This is a genomic window from Streptomyces sp. NPDC048664, from assembly GCF_040650555.1.
Taxonomy (GTDB): domain Bacteria; phylum Actinomycetota; class Actinomycetes; order Streptomycetales; family Streptomycetaceae; genus Streptomyces.
The window spans coordinates 106,138-121,377 of the sequence record NZ_JBEZHK010000004.1 but is presented as its reverse complement, the minus strand read 5'-3'; the positions used below and the strand labels follow the sequence as shown (position 1 = coordinate 121,377).

At 70.6% G+C, this 15,240-nt stretch carries 17 protein-coding genes; 2 read left to right on the top strand and 15 right to left on the bottom strand.

Going from position 1 to position 15,240, the window contains the following annotated elements:
- The first annotated feature begins 42 nt into the window (after positions 1-42).
- Positions 43-1,287 carry a hypothetical protein gene (locus AB0C59_RS06000; protein WP_355272705.1) on the top strand — a complete coding sequence of 415 codons (1,245 nt, stop codon included), beginning with the start codon at positions 43-45 and terminating at the stop codon, positions 1,285-1,287.
- A 107-nt stretch (positions 1,288-1,394) separates the two neighbouring features.
- Here the strand turns inward: AB0C59_RS06000 and AB0C59_RS05995 are convergent, their stop codons facing one another.
- The 6 genes from AB0C59_RS05995 to AB0C59_RS05970 form a co-directional block, all read right to left on the bottom strand.
- Positions 1,395-1,772 (bottom strand): hypothetical protein, encoded by a 378-nt coding sequence (locus AB0C59_RS05995; RefSeq protein ID WP_363001334.1) that lies wholly within the window; start codon positions 1,770-1,772, stop codon positions 1,395-1,397.
- Positions 1,765-2,760 (bottom strand): hypothetical protein, encoded by a 996-nt coding sequence (locus AB0C59_RS05990; RefSeq protein ID WP_051707807.1) that lies wholly within the window; start codon positions 2,758-2,760, stop codon positions 1,765-1,767. The genes AB0C59_RS05995 and AB0C59_RS05990 overlap by 8 nt, the downstream gene beginning before the upstream one ends.
- Positions 2,757-3,470, bottom strand: a complete 714-nt coding sequence (locus AB0C59_RS05985) for an HNH endonuclease family protein (RefSeq protein WP_030380999.1) — start codon at positions 3,468-3,470, stop codon at positions 2,757-2,759. The genes AB0C59_RS05990 and AB0C59_RS05985 overlap by 4 nt, the downstream gene beginning before the upstream one ends.
- Before the next feature lie 242 nt (positions 3,471-3,712).
- Positions 3,713-4,270: a hypothetical protein gene (locus AB0C59_RS05980; protein WP_355272711.1), complete on the bottom strand. Its 558-nt coding sequence runs from the start codon at positions 4,268-4,270 to the stop codon at positions 3,713-3,715.
- A gap of 32 nt (positions 4,271-4,302) precedes the next feature.
- Positions 4,303-4,749, bottom strand: a complete 447-nt coding sequence (locus AB0C59_RS05975; protein ID WP_030380997.1) for a hypothetical protein — start codon at positions 4,747-4,749, stop codon at positions 4,303-4,305.
- Positions 4,750-4,822: 73 nt separating this feature from the next.
- Positions 4,823-5,035 carry a hypothetical protein gene (locus AB0C59_RS05970; protein WP_030819428.1) on the bottom strand — a complete coding sequence of 71 codons (213 nt, stop codon included), beginning with the start codon at positions 5,033-5,035 and terminating at the stop codon, positions 4,823-4,825.
- A 438-nt stretch (positions 5,036-5,473) separates the two neighbouring features.
- Here AB0C59_RS05970 and AB0C59_RS05965 point away from each other — a divergent pair, with 438 nt between their 5' ends.
- Positions 5,474-6,964 (top strand): hypothetical protein, encoded by a 1,491-nt coding sequence (locus AB0C59_RS05965; RefSeq protein ID WP_355272716.1) that lies wholly within the window; start codon positions 5,474-5,476, stop codon positions 6,962-6,964.
- Between the two features lie 489 nt (positions 6,965-7,453).
- Here the strand turns inward: AB0C59_RS05965 and AB0C59_RS05960 are convergent, their stop codons facing one another.
- From AB0C59_RS05960 to AB0C59_RS05920, 9 genes are all read right to left on the bottom strand, one after another.
- Positions 7,454-8,572 (bottom strand): hypothetical protein, encoded by a 1,119-nt coding sequence (locus tag AB0C59_RS05960; RefSeq protein ID WP_363001331.1) that lies wholly within the window; start codon positions 8,570-8,572, stop codon positions 7,454-7,456.
- 280 nt (positions 8,573-8,852) lie between these two features.
- The gene (locus AB0C59_RS05955) at positions 8,853-9,839 is read right to left on the bottom strand and encodes a hypothetical protein (RefSeq protein ID WP_355272722.1); all 987 of its coding nucleotides are present in this window, start codon (positions 9,837-9,839) and stop codon (positions 8,853-8,855) included.
- A gap of 216 nt (positions 9,840-10,055) precedes the next feature.
- Positions 10,056-10,382: a hypothetical protein gene (locus tag AB0C59_RS05950; protein ID WP_355272725.1), complete on the bottom strand. Its 327-nt coding sequence runs from the start codon at positions 10,380-10,382 to the stop codon at positions 10,056-10,058.
- An 88-nt stretch (positions 10,383-10,470) separates the two neighbouring features.
- Positions 10,471-10,827, bottom strand: coding sequence for a hypothetical protein (locus AB0C59_RS05945; protein ID WP_363001329.1), 357 nt, complete (start codon positions 10,825-10,827; stop codon positions 10,471-10,473).
- A 28-nt stretch (positions 10,828-10,855) separates the two neighbouring features.
- Positions 10,856-11,254: a hypothetical protein gene (locus tag AB0C59_RS05940; RefSeq protein WP_158709360.1), complete on the bottom strand. Its 399-nt coding sequence runs from the start codon at positions 11,252-11,254 to the stop codon at positions 10,856-10,858.
- Between the two features lie 108 nt (positions 11,255-11,362).
- Entirely contained in the window at positions 11,363-11,752 is a 390-nt protein-coding gene (locus AB0C59_RS05935) for a hypothetical protein (protein WP_355272729.1), read from the bottom strand.
- A gap of 48 nt (positions 11,753-11,800) precedes the next feature.
- Positions 11,801-12,415, bottom strand: coding sequence for a TetR/AcrR family transcriptional regulator (locus AB0C59_RS05930; protein ID WP_355272732.1), 615 nt, complete (start codon positions 12,413-12,415; stop codon positions 11,801-11,803).
- A gap of 493 nt (positions 12,416-12,908) precedes the next feature.
- Entirely contained in the window at positions 12,909-13,367 is a 459-nt protein-coding gene (locus tag AB0C59_RS05925) for a hypothetical protein (RefSeq protein ID WP_355272734.1), read from the bottom strand.
- 98 nt (positions 13,368-13,465) lie between these two features.
- Positions 13,466-15,214: a hypothetical protein gene (locus AB0C59_RS05920; RefSeq protein WP_355272737.1), complete on the bottom strand. Its 1,749-nt coding sequence runs from the start codon at positions 15,212-15,214 to the stop codon at positions 13,466-13,468.
- Positions 15,215-15,240: the final 26 nt, after the last annotated feature.

Genomic DNA, 15,240 nt, shown 5'->3' with positions numbered 1-15,240 from the left:
AGAGGGGCTCGCGCATGCCCGAAAGGAGGGCGTGCCCTGCCCATGATGCAGCATGCCCACGCGCCGGTCCACGCAGCCGCCGCTCCGCCGTGCCCTACGCGCGGAGAAAACCGAATATCCCTGAACAACCGATTCGACCTCGTCTATGAGCATGCAGACCAGGAGGTCGACACAACCGCGTCCCGACGTACCCGGCGCGGGGACTTCCTGCGCGCGGCCACCTGGGCCATTACCCATCGCCTGCACCCCAAGGCCGGCGACACCACGCTGCGCGTCGCCCGCGATCTCGCCGCCCGCCTGAACGCGGACGGGCACGTCGCCTACTGCCGCGACGCGATGTGGCGTCGCCTGGGTATCAGCCGACGCACCTTGGAGCGGCACATCGCCGTCCTGCGCGAGCTCGGCCTGCTCGTCTGGGCTGTCCACGGAACCCGGACCAACACCCGGCCTGCCGGAAGCGGCGAGTGGGCAGGCACCGCCACCATCTACGCCGCCGTCGTCCCCCGTGCCTGGGACGACGCCCTCGGCCACCGTGTCAGCGGCCACGGCTACCACGCCCGGCACATCGGGTTCACCGAACACGGACGGCAGCTGGCCATCGCCGACGCCCGTCGCCGCGCCCGCCCGACGCGATGCCGTGACACCCCTTCCTGTAAGACCAACCACCCACGTCCTACAGCTGAGATGAGAGGGAAGAAGAACAACACCAACGCGCCCCGCGGAGCGCGGCCGCGCCCCCGCCGCCGGCACGAGATCCCGGAGCCCTACCGGGCCAGCCCAGACCAGGCCGCCCACGCCGTCTCGGTCGCCGCCTGGGTACGCCCCCGGGTGCCCTGGACCCAGGGCGAGGGCCTGCGCCGCCTCGCCTTCGCCCTGCGCCCCTGGATCGCCACCGGCCTTTCCGCAGCTGACATCGCCGCCGACCTGTCGGTCTGGCGCGTGCCCCGACGGCCGGCCTCCCCAGCCAGCTTGATCATGGCCCGCTGGAGCGAGACCGAGGGCCAGAACAAGCGCGCTGCCGACCCCGACAGCCGCGAGGACACGGCTTCCGCAGTCCCGCCCAACGCGGCCTTCCTGGCGGCCATGGCCGCGGTCCGTGCCCGCCTCACCAGGGTGTCGCCGCCCGTCGAGCCGGAACCCGATCCGCCCGGCTTCGTCATCCGCGACAGGATCCTTGCCTCCCTCGCACAGGCAGACCGGGCCCGCCGCGCACGCACCGCCGAGCAGTGCCTCACCTTCGCCGAGTGGGAAGCCGTCTGCGACGCCAGAGAACGAGCCCCCTGGTGACCCCGCGCCGACCCAGGCCACGCACGTACGGCACGCACCAAGCCACGGCACCGATGACGAACCCGACCGCGAAGCTCTCGAACCGGAACACGACATCCTCTTCCCGTTCAGGGCGACCCCGCCGCTGTGGCGGCGGACTCAACGGACTCCTCGACGGTCTCCCCCTGCGCCTTGCCCTCAGCGCCCCGCCGGCGCGTGCGGACGAACGCCCTCACCGACCGGAACAGGGCACGCACCAGCCGCCACAGACCGACAGCTGCGCAGCCGACCGCCGCCGTGCTGGCGCCCAGGCGCGCGGACGTCTCCAGCCACCCCGGCCAGTGCAGGTAGCCCAACGTCAGCGACGTACCGATCAGGCTCAGGCTGAGCACCATCAGGACACTGCTGTGCCCGATCACCCCCCAGGTGCGCTTCAGCTCGGCGTAGGCCTCCGGATTCGCCTTCCGCCAGGAAACACGTCGACCAGTCCGCTCGTGCTCACGCATTGCTCTCTCCGCTCGTCGCATGCCGAGTTCCGTCGTCGTGAGCCCCACCCAAAACTTCCCGGGCATGGCGCAGCCCCTCTCCCAGCTCCTCCAGCTCCAGCCGCACTTCATCCAGCAGATGTTGGGGCAGCAGCCCTTCGGGCAGCGCGGGCCTGACCGGCGCGGCGGCCGCGCCGTCTTCGCGGATCGCCGACTCCACCGCTTCCTCCTGCCGCTCGACTTCGACGGCCTGGTCGACCAGGAGCGCGAGCGACTGGGCGTATCCGAGAAGAAGTTCACGGGCTTCCACGTCGTTCGCCGCCAGCGGCACCAGCCCGGCCGTGTCCCACACCAGCCGCGGCAACGCCGCCGCCGCGCGCGTCAGCTCGTAGCGCCCGCTGCGCTCGGCAAGCATGCGCAAGCGCTGCTCGTCGGCCAGCAGCCGGAAGAAGACCGCCGCGTACGCCTCCTCCGACTCGACCACGCGCACGCGATGCCGGGTGAGGCGCCGGACGGCCGCCGGCAGTCCGACGGCCGCGGCCAAACCGACCGCGCCGGCCGCGAGGAGACCGATTGTCGCCGGCAGCAGGGAGGCCGCCGGGCCCAGAGCGGCGAAGGCGACCACGGTGAACAGCGCGGTCCGACCGACCGGGAGGGGGCGGGGAAGCTCGAGGCCTCCCAGCGTCCAGATGTGCAGGGGAGCACGGCGCCCCCACACGGTCCGACACGCCCAGCGCCCCAGCCGGTGCTGCCCCGGGTCGAAGACGCCCGCCTCGCGCAGCACACCCCCCGGGTGCGGTCCGAAGACGTCCCAGCGCAGCCACCCACCCCGGGTCCGCTCCCGTATCAGCAGCAGCGCCTCCATGGCGGCCCGAACGGCGGCCGGGGCCGAGAGCCTGCCAGCCAGCTCGGCGCGCACGGCGTGGTGGAGCCGGGCGGCTTCCCGGACGGCGTGGGTCCACCGGTCTCGGTCCGCATCGAAGGGCAGCGGCTGTGCGGACGGCCTCATCGCGGGCCCGCCTCGGCCGGGCAGGATTCCAGCGCGGCGCGCAGGGCCGTCTTCTCCGCCGGCGTGACCGACAGGCGGTACTTGGTCTTCACGCGGACCTGCGCGGTCGCGTACCAGCAGTGGGCCTCGGCCTGCGGGGGCATCCACGCGGCGGCGTCCTTGGCCCCCTTGCCCGCGTTCGTCGGACCATCGGTCGCAATCAAATTATCCGGGTCGTTCGCATAATTCAGCCTTTGCTCGGCAGTCAGCTCCCGGGCCCCCGATCGCCATCCGAGCGCCAGGGGCACGATGTGGTCGATCTGCACGGCCATGGATGTGCGGGGGCCGCGCTTGAAGTTGATCGTCCGGCCCGTGTACCGGTCGTGGAGAACGCCGGAAAGCACGGTGCAGCCGTCCTCGGCCCTTGCGACGTCGTCCAGGTCGCGGGCCAGGACGTCCTGACGCGTGGGGCACGAGTTTCCCGACATCTCGACGGTGCCCTCATCGCTCCATGCCGGTCCGAAGGCGTCGCGGCTGTAGCCGGCGAGGGGGACGCGCTTTCGGACCGTCAGGTTGTTCAGCTGGGTCAGCGCCGTTCCGTCTCCAGCCGCGACTGGTCCGTGAGCGGGTGCGGCTTCAGCCGCAGAGCCAGGAGCGGGCAGTGGGCCGCAGGCGGAGGCAGCGAGCGCGCCGGCGAGCACGAGGGCGGCGGCCGAGATGCGAGGGGCCATGGGCAGAGAGTCCTGTTCGTGTCGGAGGAAACACCGTTCACCTGCTACAGGTGCGGCGCTGGCTGACGGTGTGACACTCGGTCCGAAATTTCTGCCCGTGTGCAGCCTGGCCTCGCCGCTTCAGGGTCTGCTGACCGCTTCCAGCAGTGCCGCGGCGGCTCTGTCCTTGGCTGACTACTTGGTGGACGCGGTGAAGACGCTGGTGAGTATCTGGCCGTCGTAATCGGCTTCCGCCTTGCAGTTCACGGCTGGCTGCGGAACCAGGTGAGGAAGTCCTCGGCGTGTGCCTGGTCGAGCCGCATGCTCAGGTCACCACCGTCCAAGTCCTGGGTGATGCCGTCGGCCTGTCCGTCCGCGGTGATGGAGCCGGGCCAGCGGGCTACCAAGGAGAGCAGAGCCCCTGCCGCCGAGCCTGTGGCGGTCATCTTGAGGATGACCGCCAGCGTCTCGTCGTCTACGTCGAGTTCGATCAGACAGCCGGGGACGACGGAGCGCAGCCGGTCGAAGAGGTGCCGCTGGTCGGGAACGGCCGCGCCGAAGGCGTCGGCGTTCGCCTGGGCACGCGCAGTGCGCTCGTAGAAGGTGCTGATCAACTTCTGTGCGCTGGCGCGCAGTCCGGGATCGGCAATCTCCGACAGCGCGCCCACGGTGCGGTCGGTCGTGCCCGGCGGGGTAAGGGGAGAGAAGCCGATCTCGCGCTGGACTCCGGCATCGTCGAGGAGGGTGAGGATGGTCAGGTTGGCGACGGGGTGGAGATTGATCGTCCACTGATCCGGCAGCGGCTTGGGCGAAGAGGTCACCAAGGTCTCCAGGTAATGGTGTACGGACGGGGTCAGGACGTTGTCGGAAGTACGGCGGGCTGGGACGGCGTAAGCGGAGCGGCATTGAGGTCCGAGTCCTCCTCCCCTGCGCACTCGACGGCGTACGCGCGGTCGGCACAGTTGCCGCACAGGCCTTCCCAGCCTTCGCCGTCGGCGCTGTAGTCGTCGCAGTCCTCCCCCGAGCAGAAGTACTCCTCGTAGGTGCCGGCCGGGATGAACCGCAGCGCCGCGGTGGAGCTGGCGAGGATGAGGACGCCGGATTCGAAGACGTGGACGTTGGCCCCGTAGTGGGGGGAGCGTCGGATGGCGTGCCAGACGTCGATGCCGTGCAGTGTGCGGTGCTCGGCGTTCTTGGGGCGTGTCCAGACGCCGTCCTCGCGGACGTGGAGGACGTATTCGGACTCGAAGTCGATCTCGGCGCGGAGGCCGGCGGCGGTAGCGATGGTGCTTCGGAACATGGTGAGTCGGTTCTCGCAGTGTTGGAGGCGGGGCTGAGGCGCTGCCGGGCGGCCGGGGCCGCCCGGCAGCCGGTCAGAGGCGGGCGACGCGGTCGCCGTCGCCGACGAGGGTGAGCATCAGCCGACGGTGGGCGTGCGGGGCGTCCCATGCGATGCCGAGCTGACGGACCAGCGGGTGGGGGTTCCAGTGGGTGACGGTGCCGGTCGCTCCGGCGGGAATGGGGTCGTGCTCGTCGGTGCACAGGACGACCTTGATGCGGTCTCCGACACTGAACTCGGGTTCCACGGATTCTTCTCCTTGTGGCTGAGGGACGGCTCGACAGACATGGGGCCCAGCGACGGATCGCGGACGAATGCATGGCGAGCGAAGGCAGGGGAGTTGGCGATGTCCGGTCCCGCCGCGGGTGCCGGTCTCGACGGGCGGGAGCCGGTGAGTGTGGTGCTCGACGTGCGCGTTCGGGACCGGGTGGTAGACGCTTCGGTGCCCGCGCGGTCCGGGCCCGCCTGGGCTCTGGGGCCCCGGCGGGGCTCAAAGACTACCGAGACTCATAGAATTAAGCAATCTCTTGCAGGATGCACCCCCGCGGCTGGATCGGCTGCGCCGCCGGGAGTTGCTTAACTCTATGAGTGTGCGTATGTTTGCGGTACGCCCTACTGGGCCGCATCCCGCAACATCGCTGCAAGCCGCGCAAGTTGAGCCGCGCAGCGGCAATGGAAGGACAAGATGTCTCGCACACTCTCCGTCGCGGAATACCGGACGCTGTTGCACGACGCACTGTCCGCAGCCCATGCCACGGACGCCCTCACGCTCCCCATCCCGATGATGTACACCCCGGACGCCCACCGGGCCGCCCTGTACGCGGACAGCACCGTGGTCCGCGGAGCGGTGGGGGAGGGCAAGACCTTCTGGGCCCGGGCCCTGACCGACCCCAAGCTGCGCGCGGTTGCCGCCCGGGAGTACCGCCTGCCCCGTCTGGAACGGACCGAAGCGGCCACCGGATTCGGTGCCCGGCCGGATACCTTCCAGCCGTCATCCGGGGAACTGCGGGCTCTGACCGCGTGGGGCGTCCAGCCGACCACCCTGTGGACCACGGTCGCCCTGACGGCCCTCGGCGTGCCTGACCTTGCCACCCTGGCCACGTGGACCGAACGCGTCGACTGGCTGGTTCGCAACCCCGGGGCCACCGACCGCTCTCTGGCCGAGATCGAGGCGTCCGCGCGCACCGCCGACACCGTCCGCATCGTCCTGTTCGATTCTCTCGACCAGTTCCACCCCGACCGCACCGTAGCCGAACACCTCGCCTCCGGTGTGCTCAACCTCGCCGCCACCCTGTCCCGGCGCACCACCCGGCTGCGGGCGAAGGTCTTCATCCGCCCGGACATGCTGGACGGCGCTTTGAATGGTGTCCCGCGCGCCGACCGCGCATTTCTCACCGCGCGGGCCGCTGACCTCTCCTGGAGCAGGACTCATTACCTCCACCGATTCGACAGGGCCGACCTGTTCGGACTGCTCTTCCACGTTCTGGGCAACCACCCCAGTGCCGAGGCGGCCGCCTTCCGGGCGGCCTGGCCCACCTGGCAGCAGGACGCCGACGGCCGGTTCCTCGCTCCCGACGAACTCAGCCGGGACCGAAAGGCGCAGGAAGAGGTCTTCACCACCCTCGTCGGCAGATACATGGGCGTGAACGCCCGCAACGGCTTCACCTACAACTACCTGTCCTGCTACCTCCAGGACGCCCTGGGCACCATCACCCCGCGCCCCTTCCTCGCCGCCCTGGCTGCCGCGCTGGAGAACACCAACCGCAGCCACTCCGGGCACGACCGTCCGCTGCACTACGACGATCTCCGTCACGGCGTGAGCTGTGGTGCGCGGGCCGAGGAACTCCACCAGGCGCTGCCGTGGGCCCGGCTGGCCCTGGAACCGCTGGCCGGGCAGCAGCTCCCGATGCGGGAGGAGGACGTCTTCGAGCTGTGGGCGAACATCGGTCTGGCTGACCGGCTCCAGGAGATGACACGACGGGCCGTGGCGGATGCCAGCCGCTCCCGGACCGGACCGCGTCACCCGACCAGCTACCCGTTTCTGCTGGAGGAACTGGTCGACGCAGGCGTGCTGGACCGCCGTACCACTGGGGAACTCGACATGCCCGACGTCTACCGGACCGCACTCGGACTGGGCCGCCGTGGCGGCGTCCGGCGCGCCCCGACAGCGGCGTAACCCGCCCGGACAAACGCTTTCGCGCCCCGGCGTGACCGGCTCCCCGGCCGTGTCGCGCCGGGGCTTTGCGCAATCCGCTTCCCGGGCTGGCTACGCAGCGAGACGCCAGGCACATTCAGGTATGCGACGGAGAGCGCGGCGAGCCGATTCCACGCTGGTGCGTGGCCAGCTGGCGAGTACGGGGCGCAGGTGCCGCAGTCCAGCGTCACCCAGGCGGGGCGGCCGTCGCGAGCGGCCCGGTGAGGTCCGGCTTCATGCCGGTGTGGCCACCGCGGCCGTGGGGCCGGTGCTTGCCTCGTCGGCAACCACCGGGTCGGGCCCGATGAGAACCTCCTCGACCCCCAGCGCCGCGGAAAGGCGAGGACGTACTGCCGTCGTTCCTGCGACCCCACCGTGGAGGACAAGTCCGTCAAGGCGTGCCGAAGCTCGTAGCTCCACTTCCTGACGCATCCGCCCACGGTCGGCGGTGGCCGGGCATCGAAGTGCGGGTCATCTGCGGGATCCTCCGAGTTGTCCCGGCCGGCGGATGAAGCGGTAGGCGGTGGACCGGAACCACATGGGCTCGTCAACGGCCGGCTCCTGGCCGTCGCCAGGCGTCCGGTCCGCCTCCGCCAGCAGTCCGTTGTACAGGTACGTCCGCATCGACGAAACGGTGGTGGCTTTGCCGCGCCCGCGCGCCTTCCCGTCGAGCTCGCCGATCTGCTGCAAGGTCAGCAGGTCGTTGTCCGCCCCTTTCGGGAGCTTCAAGTCCTCGCGCAGCGGCTCGGAGGCGTCGACGATCTCGCGTGAAGCACGTGCCGCTGCTCCCAGGCGTCCCGGCCGGCGGATGAAGCGGTAGGCGGTGGATCGGAACCACATGGGCTCATCGACGGCTGGCTCCTGGCCGTCGCCAGGCGTCCGGTCCGCTTTCGCCAGCAGCTCCTGCGACTGGTAGTTCTTCAACGTACCGACGGTGGTGGCCTTGCCGCGCCCACGCGCCTTCCCGTCGAGCTCGCCGATCTCCTGCAGGGTCAGCAGGTCGGTGTCCGCGCCGTCCGGCAGGTCCAGGTCGAGCAAGGCGCCGGCCGCCCGCTGCTTCGGCGCCGACTTCCTCCCGCTCGGCTGCTTCGCCTCAACAGGCGTCGGACGGCGCGTGCGGCGAGGTCGGCAGATGTAGGTGTAGGCGGTCTCGCGGAACCACATCGGCTCCGAGACCGTCGGCTGCAGGCCGTCGCCCGGCGTTCTGTCGGCCGGCGGGAGGACTCTCTTGGACGGGGACAGGTAGGTACGCAGGGTGGTGATCGACGTGGGAGGCCGGTTCAGGGCCTGTCCCTCAAGCTCGCCGATCTGGCGCAGAGAGAGGAGGTCACGGGGCCCGCCCTTGGGCAGATCCAGCGGGTTGTCCTTGCCTTGCCGAGACCGGAACCACGAGCCGAAGTGGTGATCGCGGACCCAGGCGTCGACATCTTCCGCGTCGTAGACATGGAGGCCGCCCTGGCCCTCGGTGAAGAGAAGGTCGGGAAACCCCTCCTCGTGGGACCACTTGGCGGACGTTGTACGGTCCACGCCGTACCGCTCCGCCATCTTGTCGAAGTTCGTATACGTGCGATCGGTGCCTGCGGGCATCATGTCGCTCCGTCCGTGGCCAGCCGGGCCGGCGAGTCATGCCGGTCCGCCCATGTGAGGCGCCGGGTTCTGCAGTGGTCGCGCGTCGCGGCTCCGTAAGCCGGATCCAGAGGCGCTGGCCGGCAAGTGCAGGGGGCGGCCTCGCAAGCGAGATTAGCCAAACTCATAGAATTCCGCAATGTGATCGGGGTTGTCCTCATCGCTACCGGGCCAGCACTTGAATCGCGGGCTCGGGTGTAGCACGACGGTCCTGCTCGCGCCGGCACCATCCAGCCCCTTCTCATCACTGTCCGAGGACGCCTTCGAAGGTGACCCGGGAGCCGGCCGCGTCGATGGCCTCCACCGTCACCGGGCCGCCGACGGCCGCGTCGGGGACGGTGAAGGAGACGGTCTGCGTGGCGGTGCGGTACGGCGCGATCGCCGCGTCACGGTACCCGTACACAGGACGGACGGTGGCGGCCAGGCGCAGGTCGTCGCCGGTCAGGATGCGCAGCGTGGTGCCCAGGCCGGGCATCGGGTCGCCGGAGCGGTTGACCACGCTGAGCTCCAGGCTCGCAGCGCTCGAGGACCCTTCGCCGCTCACCGTCACCTTGCCCACGCGCACGTTGCCGTTCCACTGCCCAACCGGCGTAACCGACTGCCTGGCCGGCGCACCCTGCTGCGGCGCCTGCGGGGCCGGGGAGGTGGCGGCCCTGCCCGGCAGGGCGCCCTCGAAGAACAGCAGCTCCGGCTCGGCCAGCCCCTCCTCGGTCGCTTCCACGGTCACCGTGACCGGCAGGCCCTGGGCCTGATCGGGAAGCACGAGCTTCAGATCCCTGTCGACGGACCCGTTGGGGCGCACCTGCTGCGGCTCGTCCGTGGAAGAGGAAGCGCCGCTGTCGGTGGCCTCCACAGCCGTGCGCCCGAGAGCTCCGTAGCGGGCGGTGACCGCAGTCCGGGGCGCGGTAGCGACCTGCGCCCGCTGGTTGGCCACGGTCACCCGCGCCCTGTACGCGCTCGAGCCGGCCGGCACGCCGAGCTCGGTGTCGGCGGGCAGGCGCTCGAAGCCCCGCAGTGTCACCGTCCATGCCCCATCGCCGACCGGAAGGGCGGTCCCCGGCTTGGCGATGCCGTCCGGCAGCACCGTGGAAGGCGACGGCCTGGGCCCCGGGGCGCTGTTCGTCGGCTTGCCGTCGGCCTTGGGCCCGCTGTCGGAGCCGGCGCAGCCGGAGATCACGACCGTGCCGGCAAGGAGCACGGCCGGAAGGGCGTGGCGCAGGCGCACAGACATGGTTCCCCCTCGTCAGGTACCGGATCTCGGTTGAGAGGGATCATGCCAAAACGCGCCCGGCCGGGGCCGGGCGCGTTTGTGGGGGGTGTCCGATTCAGCCAGTCACGTGCCTGCGAGCCCCGACGAACTTCCTGACCCGGGTCGCTGTCATCGGACGGCAGGGGTGTTCCTGGGTGTTCCCATGCTGAGCGGGTCGCCTCCCGGCGGCCGCGATGGCTAGCGGGTGCAGATGATGGCGACGGCATCTCCTGAAGCCAGGACAGCGGCTGGTGAGCGGCTGTCCGAAGTGTCATCGCAGCGGGTCGTCATGCTGAGGCCGAAACCGCATGCCAGGAGGGCATCGTGAACGCGCGCCGGGATGGCATCGGCACCCAGGCGCTCATGGGGCGCCACGCCGATCTTGATGATCTCTCCGTTGGAGGCCCACGTCTCAACCTCCGGCACCACGGGCAGCCCCGGGTGGTCCTCAGCCTGGCGCAGGCCTGCGTTCCGCAGAGCGTTTCGTACGTCGAGGAGCGACGGGGCGGCGCTGGTGGCGATCATCGGCAACTCCAATCCTGAATGCCGACCGTATCGGCTTTCGGCGGTGTTCGGAGTCGTTCCCTCGGCGCCGGCGGGGCTGGGCGGCGACTCACAGCGTGATGGGGATGGGGACGAGGAAGTACTCGGTGTCGCCGACGCGGACCCGCCGAGGGTGTCCGGGCGGGAGGTTGAACAGCTGATGGTGCACGGTCGCCGGGGAGTTGCGCACGGACAGCGCGGGCTCCAGCGCGGTACGGACGGCGGCGCGGGAGGTGTCGGACAGGGGGTTGCGCTCGGCGATCACCGCGCACTGGTCGAGCTGGGCGTCGGTCAGGTCGGGCCCAAGGCCCTGGCGGAGGGCCTCAACGGCGACAGCCGGGGCCAGGACTGCCCGGTTGTGGTCGCGGCACACGTGGCCAGGCGTGCCGTGGGGCTGGAAGTGACGGGCGGTGCCGATGGAGGTCATGCGGGACTCCTAGGGGTGGAGGGCGGCGTCAGTCGAGGCGGATCTTGGCGGTCTCGGTGATGGTCAGGACGTGCGCGGGCAGCGTCGGGTGTCCTTCGGTCATCGCTCGGTACATGCGGTGCACTCCGTCGATCAGCAGGCGAGCCGGGCCGCTGTCGAACTCCAGGGTGGCGATGATCACCGGCTGGTCGAGGTCGGTGCCCATGGCGTGTTCGACGTCGAAGTGAGACTGGTCCGGGCCGAAGATCGGGCACCAGGACGGGCCGTTGTAGTCCGGCCTGAGCAGGCTCAAGTGGTAGGCCGCCGACCAGTCGGCCACGGAGGTCTGCTCGACGGCGCGGGGGTGCTCCTCCAGGAGGCGCATGGCCCGGTCGATGTCGAACACCCAGCCTCCGTACTTGAACATCTGGCGGGAAGGGGTGGTCACGGTTCCTCGCTGTCGGGTCGGGGATCGGGGATGGGAGAGGGCGGCTGGCGTCCACGGCAGGCCGGTCGGACGCCGCCCCGGAGTCGAGCGGGGGCGGCGAGATCCGGGTCAGCGCGAGCTGAGGGGGATGACCAGGACGCCGACCTGGGGCAGGTTCATCTCGGCCAGCAGTCGGGCGGCCTTGCCGCTGGGGCTGCTCGGGTCGCTCCGGTCCAGGCGTATGGCGCCCCTGTGGGGCCCGCGTGCGGGGTAGAGGTGCACCGTGTTCTCCGGTGAGTTGTGCTCGAAGACGCTGACGGTGGCGTAGTCGAACCCTCCGAGGTTCGGGTACCGCTCGGCGACGGCCAGAGACAGTGCGGTGACGAGTTCGGGGCTCGGCGAGGCGACCGAGAGGGGGACCTGCGGGCGGCGCGGCCGGATGCGCAGTGCAAGGGCGCGGAGCAGGACGCTGAGGACGCCGAGCGCGAAGCCGATAGCGAGAGAGGCTGGCTGGATCAAGGTGTTCCCCCCTGGGGTTGCGGCCGGGCTGGTGGTGAAGCGGGAGGCCTAGGCGTCGGCCGTGGTCACGGCGGCGTGGACGAGGCGGGCGAGGCCCCGGCGACGCTGGCGCTTGGACAGCCCCTGGAGGCTTCCGGCGTTCTCGTGTCCGGCGGCGCCGGTCAGGCTGGACACGAGGGCGTGGACCAGTTCCTTGCCCTCGGCGTTGGGCGTGGCCGCCGTCAGGGCCCGGACAATGGGCCTGGTGGCCGCGAAGTACGCCTTGACGAAGCGGGGGTCCCGCTCGGCCGCGACGGCGGTCAGTACACGCATGAGGGGGAGGTAATCGCTCCAGCCGTCGAGTACGGCGTCGACGAGCCGGGTGGCGCCGGACAGCCCGTCCGAGGACCAGGAGCCGTCCTCGAAGCTGTTCAGTGCCGCGTTCGTCTCCTTGACCAGGAGCCGGGACGCTTCGAGGACGACGCCCTCAATGTCGGGGAAGTACTGGTAGAACGTCGCGGGCGACGTGCCTACCGCCTGGGCGATGTCCAGCACCTTGATGTCGCGGTAGGACTTCGTGGCAAGAAGTTCGATCGTCGCGTCCATCAGCTTCTGGCGGGTCTGGAGGCCGCGCTGGCTGGGCACGCGGCGGTCGGGGGTGCGGGTCACGACACGGGTGGGCACAGTCGTCTCCTGGGCTGGAGGAGGGGAAGGGACGTGGTCCGGGTCTGGGGCTTGCCTCCGGACCCGACGTTCAATCACATTACACATTGAAACGTGAATAGGCAACAAGCGGCGTGGGGCATCTCAGCAGTCACCGCCTTCGACTTGCGCTCGCGCGGCCCTGCCGCGTCCCTCCGACTGAGCGTGGAAGGTGTCGATCCGCCGGCCCACCCGAGTGGCGACGGCGTCCGCCAGCGCGCCGGCGTGGTCGTCTCTCAGCCCGAGGACCATGAAGATCTCTTACGCGCCGGGCGGCTCGACCTTCGCAGGGGGCGGGCCGGCTCCGCGGCCTCCGGCGGCGCCCGGGACCGGCATCGCGCAGGGAGCACCATACGCGGAACAGGGGTGCCGCGGCCGAGCCGTTCGGGGTGAAGCAACACCGCGGTCACTCCGCGGGCTTGAGGGAAGGGGCGTGCCGGGCGATCGGACGGCACAGTGCGACAGAAGGGACTTGTCACGCCCCGGACTCCTCTGTCTCCCGGGCGTGGGCGGACATGCAGTGAGCGAGCGCGTGGGCGCCGGCGAACACCGCCCCTGCGCCGAGGACCAGATAGTCCGCTGCCCGTCCGCGCAGGACGAGAGCGTCACCGTGGCCGAGCAGCAGCACGGCGCAGAGGGCGAAGGCGCCTACCACGAGAGCGGCGTCCAGACCGGCCGCAGCAGCGCCCCACACCCAGCGGGGTGCTGGTGCGGTCTTGCGTTCCTCCCGCCTGCGGAGGGCGGTACAGGCCCGGTTCCAGGCGAGCCGGCGGGTTCCGACGACAAGGACAGCGAGCGGGACGACGAACAGCCACATGACGGGCTGCTCCAGCAGGACGCCGCAGCCGGCCAGCAGTGCCACCAACCCGTAGACGGTGTGCAGCGGCTGGCAGCGGCGGTGCTGGACGGTGCGGGGACGCAGTTCTTCGGACATGGCTCTCCTCGGCTGAGGGCGATGGGGATGTCGGCCTGATGCAGCAGACCGCGTGGCCTGTGGCCGGGCGGGACGGGGCCGCCCGGCCACAGGGGCTGTCAGGTGTCTGAGGTGCGCCGGGGCGCCGAGGGGCGATGCCGGGCGTGGCGCAGCCGGTCGGACCACGGAGCGTCGGCGGGTCCGACGGGGTGCTCGGGGATGGTGATCTCGTAGTGCGGGCAGCTGCCGGGCTTCACCGCCTCAAGGGCGGCGTGCTGGTGGGAGTTCGGGCACTGCTGGCGCTCATGCTCATCCCGCCAGTAGCGGACGGCCAGCGTGCGGCCGGTTCCGCCCTCGCGCGGCTGGCGCGGCTGCTGCTCCTGGTAGCGCTCGCCCGCGTCCGGGTCCACCCACCAGTTCTCGACCTGGCCGGAGTCGGAGATGCCCCGTCGCCGTTCGGCATCGCGCTTGCTGGGCTTGAGCTGGTGGACCTGGTGGGCGAGAACCCGCACTGTGGACCGCTTGTGCTGGGTCAGCAGCTCCCACAGGGCCCGCACGTGGCGGAGCATCAGTTCCTGGCAGCCCTGGCGGCCCGAGCCGCTCAGGTAGCGCTCAGGGTTGGCCGGGTCGCGATGCCGGGTCTCGGGGTCCAGAACGTCGCCGGGGCGCGCGAGAAGGGTCTCGTACGGCGAGAACGGCAGCTTCAGCAGCGACTGGTCGCACGTCAGCGCAGTGACCCATGTCCAGGGGGCGTCGTCGTGCGGAGGGTCCACCGGCTCCAGGAACTGGTCCGGCCGCACGATGCACCAGCCTTCTTCGGCCCTGGGCGACCACGGGCCCCACACATAGCCGACGATGCGGCGGCCGGTGGGCAGTGCGAGGGGAGTGTCGAGGAACAGCATGCCGCGCGAGGTCGGAAGGTGGGCGGGATCGAACGGGGTCGTCGTCTTCTCCGCCCGCCGCATCACGCGGCGCAAGGCCATCCGGCCGAGGGAATCGTCGATCTGGAAGAGACGGGCGGAGGCGGCCCGGTCGGCTTCCTGTCGGAGCTGCAACACGACGGCCGCCTCCAGGCCGTCCGGGTGCCCGTAGGGAGCAAGCCGCTCGCGCTCCCAGCGGTACTCCTCCGCCTTCGCCCGGGCCCAGTCGAGACTCTGCCTGTGGGCCTCCACGTACCGGCGCCGCCAGGTTCGGATGCGGTGCTGGTCGGGGACCTCCCAGGTCGCTTCGTCCGAGCGTGCCAGACTCCGGCCCGGGTGGGCGTCACCGGGAATCAGGCCGAGTTCGCGAAAACGGCGGATCTCGGCGTCGGCGTCGTTCACGACGAAGTCCGGCGGGGTCATTCGCTGGTGCCTGTCGTCCGGATCAAGCGTCCACTCCATGCCCGCGAGCTGGGCCAGCACCGCGCGGATCGTCTGCTTGTCCGCAGTTCTCAGGAAGTCGACGACGAGCATCTGGACCGTGTTCGCGTACGCGTCGGCCACCGCGAACCGCAGCATGCGCTTGAGGAACGAGCCGCCCGGACCGTGCTGGCCGCTGGACAGCGCAAGCATCCGGTCGGCCACCTGGCGGTCTCCTGCCGCGAGGGCCAGGTGGTCGTACATCTGCCGGAAGACGGCCATCTCCTCTTCCTCGGCGAGGATGGCGTCGATGGCGCTCCGCACCCGCGCCGAGGATGACGGTGAGATCTCGGCCGGGACGGGCGGCCGTACCAACTGACCTACTGATGCGTGCAGTTCTCGGTAGAGCTCCAACTGGAGCTGGGTGAGGATCAGGAGATCGTTGGGCTTCTTCGGGGCCCGCTTGGCGGCCCGGGCCGCGATCGCCAGAAGTTCGGAGTCCGACAGCTCGGGCGTGTTCGAGTGCATGCCATCCCTACCTGGACGCGGGGGAG